6 protein-coding genes are annotated in these 4,855 nt (G+C 43.9%); all 6 read left to right on the forward strand.

Annotated elements, in window-relative coordinates:
- Positions 1-914 (forward strand): mucin-binding protein (locus ACYVR3_RS15915; RefSeq protein ID WP_461244995.1); only part of this gene is annotated, 914 nt, incomplete at its 5' end.
- Between the two features lie 11 nt (positions 915-925).
- Positions 926-1,360, forward strand: coding sequence for a MarR family winged helix-turn-helix transcriptional regulator (locus ACYVR3_RS15920; RefSeq protein ID WP_461244996.1), 435 nt, complete (start codon positions 926-928; stop codon positions 1,358-1,360).
- A 370-nt stretch (positions 1,361-1,730) separates the two neighbouring features.
- On the forward strand, positions 1,731-2,312 hold the full coding sequence (locus tag ACYVR3_RS15925) for a recombinase family protein (protein WP_149029917.1): 582 nt from the start codon (positions 1,731-1,733) through the stop codon (positions 2,310-2,312).
- 161 nt (positions 2,313-2,473) lie between these two features.
- Positions 2,474-3,535, forward strand: coding sequence for an IS30 family transposase (locus ACYVR3_RS15930; RefSeq protein ID WP_461244998.1), 1,062 nt, complete (start codon positions 2,474-2,476; stop codon positions 3,533-3,535).
- Between the two features lie 251 nt (positions 3,536-3,786).
- Positions 3,787-4,503, forward strand: coding sequence for a nitroreductase family protein (locus ACYVR3_RS15935; protein ID WP_461244997.1), 717 nt, complete (start codon positions 3,787-3,789; stop codon positions 4,501-4,503).
- A gap of 147 nt (positions 4,504-4,650) precedes the next feature.
- Positions 4,651-4,855, forward strand: a 205-nt coding sequence (locus tag ACYVR3_RS15940) for a transposase (protein ID WP_143443851.1), incomplete at its 3' end; no start/stop codon positions are given.

A 4,855-nucleotide genomic window follows, 5' to 3' on the forward strand; every position in this document is an offset into this window, starting at 1 on the left:
GTCATGTTTTGACACCAGGTAGCAGTTATCAGCCAAGTGATCCAACGAAAGATACAACGATCACCTATACAGCAGATCAGCAAAAAGGTAGTGTCAGCTACGTTGATGATACGACTGGAAAAACTTTAAAGACGGACTCAATCTCAGGAACAACGGGTTCAAAATCCAGCTATAGTACCAGCGGTAGCATTGCCGATTATAAGAAACAAGGGTATGAGTTGGTCACCGATGGCTATCCAGCAGATTTGACGTTCGACAATGATGACACAACTGATCAGAATTTCACGGTTCACTTGAAGCATCAAAACATTCAGTCTACAGAGGCCAAAACCGTTACAGAAACTATTCATTATCAAGGCGCTGGTAATCAAACTCCTGCTGATAACACCGCTCAAGTGACCTTTACGCGTCAAGTCTCAACTGATGCGGTTACAGATGAAAAGACCTATGGGTCTTGGTCAGCTGATCAAAGCTTTGCGGCAGTGACTAGCCCAGTTATTAAGGGTTATACGCCAGATCAAGCTGAAATTGGGGCACAAACTGTGAGTGGTGACGCTAGTGATCTTGACTTCACGGTGGTTTATACCAAGGATGCGCCAACAAAACCAGTTAATCCAAGTCAACCAACGACGCCAGCAAAACCGGTTAACCCAAGTCAACCAACGACGCCAACAAAGCCGGTTAACCCAAGTCAACCAACGACGCCAACAAAGCCGGTTAACTCAAGTCAACCAACGACGCCAACAAAGCCGGTTCAGGCTGGTCAAGCAGCGGCTACTAATTTTGTGAATCAACGGTTGCCTCAAACTGATGAAACTGATCAACAACACATGACGCTGAGTGGCTTATTACTATTAGCCATGAGTAGTTTGTTAGGACTCTTCAGAATGACTAAGCGGCAGCGCAAAGAATAGGATGATATTATATGCTAAGCTCCCAAACTAAGATCCAGTTTGGGAGCTTAGCAACCCTACAAGATATTCAGAAACAGGCATACCAGATGTTGATGCAAGGGCTGGCCACAACTGGTTTCTCAATGCGTGAGTGGGGAATATTAGTCTATCTTGAACAACACGGACAAGCCACTGCTAGTGAATTAGCTGATGCGTTCATGGTTACGCGAACACTAATTTCCAGAAACACTTGGCGACTGATTCAAGATAATTTAATTCAATCACAAGTAAATCAAACTGATCGACGAATTGTGCGGCTAACCTTGACTACTAATGGTCAAAAAACTGTCCAAAGGAGCGTTCGGAAAGTGCAAGAAAATTTAAAAACTTTCAACCAAAGTCACGATTTGGAGAAGTTGACTAAACAAGTGGAAACTTTGTCACAACAACTGGCTAAGATAAATTAAAAGTTTTTCAAAGTAAGTAAAGATGCCTTAATGTAAATAAAGATCGGTCCGTTAAAACCCTTGGGTTTGAGCAGGCCGGTCTTTTATTGAAGTGAAGCAAATTTAAACATTAAGATTATTTTTTGCCTGTGACAATAATCATTTTGTATAACCAAGTAATCAATCAGGCACTACAAGTGGCTAAGCGTTCCCCTGTTAAAAGGGATTAGATAAAAATTTTTCTTGACGTTTTTTATATATAATGAGTAAAGTGTTTAGATAGAGTGAAATCAGGCCATAACTTAACAGTTGTGGCCTCTTTTTTGATACTGTATAATTAAAGGGTTAGAACCGTGTCACTACTTAATGACATAAGTAAGGAGATAAAAAGATGAAATATGGCTATGCGCGGGTCAGTACCACTGATCAAAAATTAGCAAATCAAATTGAGTTACTAAAATTGGCAGGAGCAGAAAAAATCTTTCAAGAAAAGTTTACTGGCACAACTACTGAACGACCGGAGTTTCAAAAATTGTTGCGAGTTCTAAAAACAGGCGATACTTTGATTGTAACTAAGTTGGATCGGTTTGCACGGAACACGCGCGAGGCATTAGCCATTATCCAAGAGTTGTTTAAAGAAAATGTCAAAGTTAATATTTTGAACATGGGATTAATTGATAATACGCCGACTGGCCAATTAGTCTTTACAATATTTAGCGCCTTTGCGCAGTTTGAACGCGACATGATTGTCACGCGCACACAAGAAGGTAAATTGTATGCCAAGCAACATGATCCGTTGTTTCGGGAAGGACGACCGAAAACTTATTCTGATGAACAGATCAGATTTGCTTATGAGTTACGACAACAGGGGATGACTTATAAGATGATTGAACGAAAGACGGGGATTAGTAAACGCACGCAACAGCGACGGTTTAAGTTGATTGAGAAACCAAGTGATACTTCTAAAATCTAAGACAGGTGAAAGATCATGAAAAGGATATTTTAAATTATTCGCGCGTTTTATAATCAAGTTAGCCAAATACTTTTAGCTAATTGATAAAATAAAAAACACCAAGACAAATCTCTGTTATCATTGATGTTCCTACACAAACAATGAAAGAGGTTATTGTCTTGATGCAAGAACAGAATACCACAGTCAGAAAAAAAGGTCAGCACCTAACTTCGTTTGAACGAGGCAGAATTGCTACGCTACACAGCCAAGGCTATTCCAATCGTGCAATTGCTGCCAAAATTGGCGTCTGCCATCAAACCATCAATAATGAGATTGACCGAGGGACTGTCAAGCAGGCTAAGCGCATTAATGGCAAACTAATCTATCATACGGAATATAGTCCTGAAGCTGCTCAGACGCGCTATGAGACCGCACGTCTGAATTGTCATAGGCCGGATAAATTCGCCGCTACAAGCCACTTCCTGGCCTGGTATGTTAATCAGGCCAAGACTGAACACTGGTCGCCTGATGCAGCCGTTGGCGCCGCACGGCGAGCCAAGCTATTCACCCCTGAGGAGATGGTGTGCACAACCACTTTATATCGCTACATCGATGATCAACGCTTAGAAATTCGGAACATCGATTTCGTGGAGAAGGCAAATCGGCGGACCAAGCAACACAAGAGCACTAAGCATAAGCGCCTAGCCGGCCGCAGTATTGAGAAGCGTCCTAAGGCTGTCGAACGCCGCAAGCAGTTCGGACATTGGGAGATGGATACCGTTGTCGGGAAACGCAATGGCCGTGAGAGCGTCATCCTTAGCCTGATTGAGCGGAAGACTCGTTGCCAACTTCTCCGACTGATCGACGGCCGAGACTCGGACTCTGTGGAGTTTGCGTTACGAGAAATCAAGCTTGAGTGGGGTGACTGTCTGCGCACGATTACCGCAGACAATGGCCCGGAGTTCTCGACTCTGAATAAGGCCTTTGAGGACACAGATACAGACATCTTCTACGCGCATTCATACACCTCATGCGATCGCGGCTCCAACGAGGCCCACAATCGCATGATTAGACGTGACTACCCAAAAGGCGAGTCGCTGGATGATGTTAGTCCCAGCCAGGTGCTGGCTACCCAAGACCGTCTTAACGGGCTTCCCCGGAGAAAGCTAGACTACCGTAGCCCCCAGGAGTGTTTTGAGACCGAAGTGCGCCGGACTCGGCGTTCAGCACAACACGTAAGCTAAACAATGAACCACTCATAAGATAACAGGCTGTTCTTGGGAGTGTCTCAACACCCCGGCTAACTTGTTCTTGCAATTTGGGATAATAAATCTTCAGCATTTGCCTCAGTAACACGAGTGATGGTGATCGCCATGGCATTGGGCCTCCTTGAATTTGCCTTGAGCTTACCTTGCTGACGACGGTATTGCAAGACCACGAATTCTTTCCTTACATTAGCTAAAACTTCGACTATAATTATTTTGGAGGCGATTACATGTTTTTAGATCATCGAACCATTCGCAAATTTTCCACGCAACAAGTTGACCCGCAATGCTTGAACCGCCTGATCACTGTGGCCCAACATACTGCAACCTCACATTTCTTGCAGTCTTTTAGCATTATTCATATCACCGATTCCGCACTGCGTTCACAAATCGCCGCCATCAGCCACCAAACTTATGTCAATGGCAATGGTGAATTATTAATTTTCGTGGCGGATCAATACCGCGCAGACCTATGCGCCGACCACCCTAACCAACTCAGCTCAACGGATAAATTTATCCAAGCCGCATCGGATACTTTATTGGCGGCAGAAAACCTCGTCGATGCCGCTGAAAATCAAGGGTTAGGAACCGTGATTTTAGGCAGTATCCTCAATGATCCAAAACAATTGATCTCCCTGCTTCACCTACCGAACCTCACCTTCCCGATTTGTGGCGTGATTGTCGGCTATCCCGATCAAAAACCAAACTTCAAGCCGCGCATGCCGCAAAGCTTAATGAGCTTCGACAATACTTATCACTTACCTGACGACTGGAAAACGCAACTAACAGATTACGACCACGTGATTCAGCATTACTATGCGACCCGCGATACCAATCAGCGCGAAGAAACCTTCTCCCATTTGTTAGCTAACGGTGCCGCCCATACGCCGAAAAAGCGCAGCGAACTACTCGATGCCTTGCATCAACAAGGGTTCTGTTTGAAATAACAGGATAATAAATCGATTCATCTTTTAATTTTAATTTGTGTCTTGTCAAGTGTCATGCGACAATCATGGATGTAAGCTGATTCCTGAGACAACTTTTAAGAGAGGGTATAATGAATAAATCGTCTCTCAAAAGGAAGGAATTTTTACATGCCAACTCGTTACGACAAAGAATTTAAACAAAACATTATCAACCTATATAAGCAAGGTGAATCAGCTGCCCAACTGGCCAGAGAATATGGCATTGGCTATTCAACAGTTCATAAGTGGATCCAGGGCCAGGCCAAAACTCAATCCGGTAAATCGCCAGACGAAATCAAAGCGATGGAAAAGCGACTGGCTTCGCTGTCTGAGG

It is taken from the genome of Secundilactobacillus muriivasis, assembly GCF_054785195.1.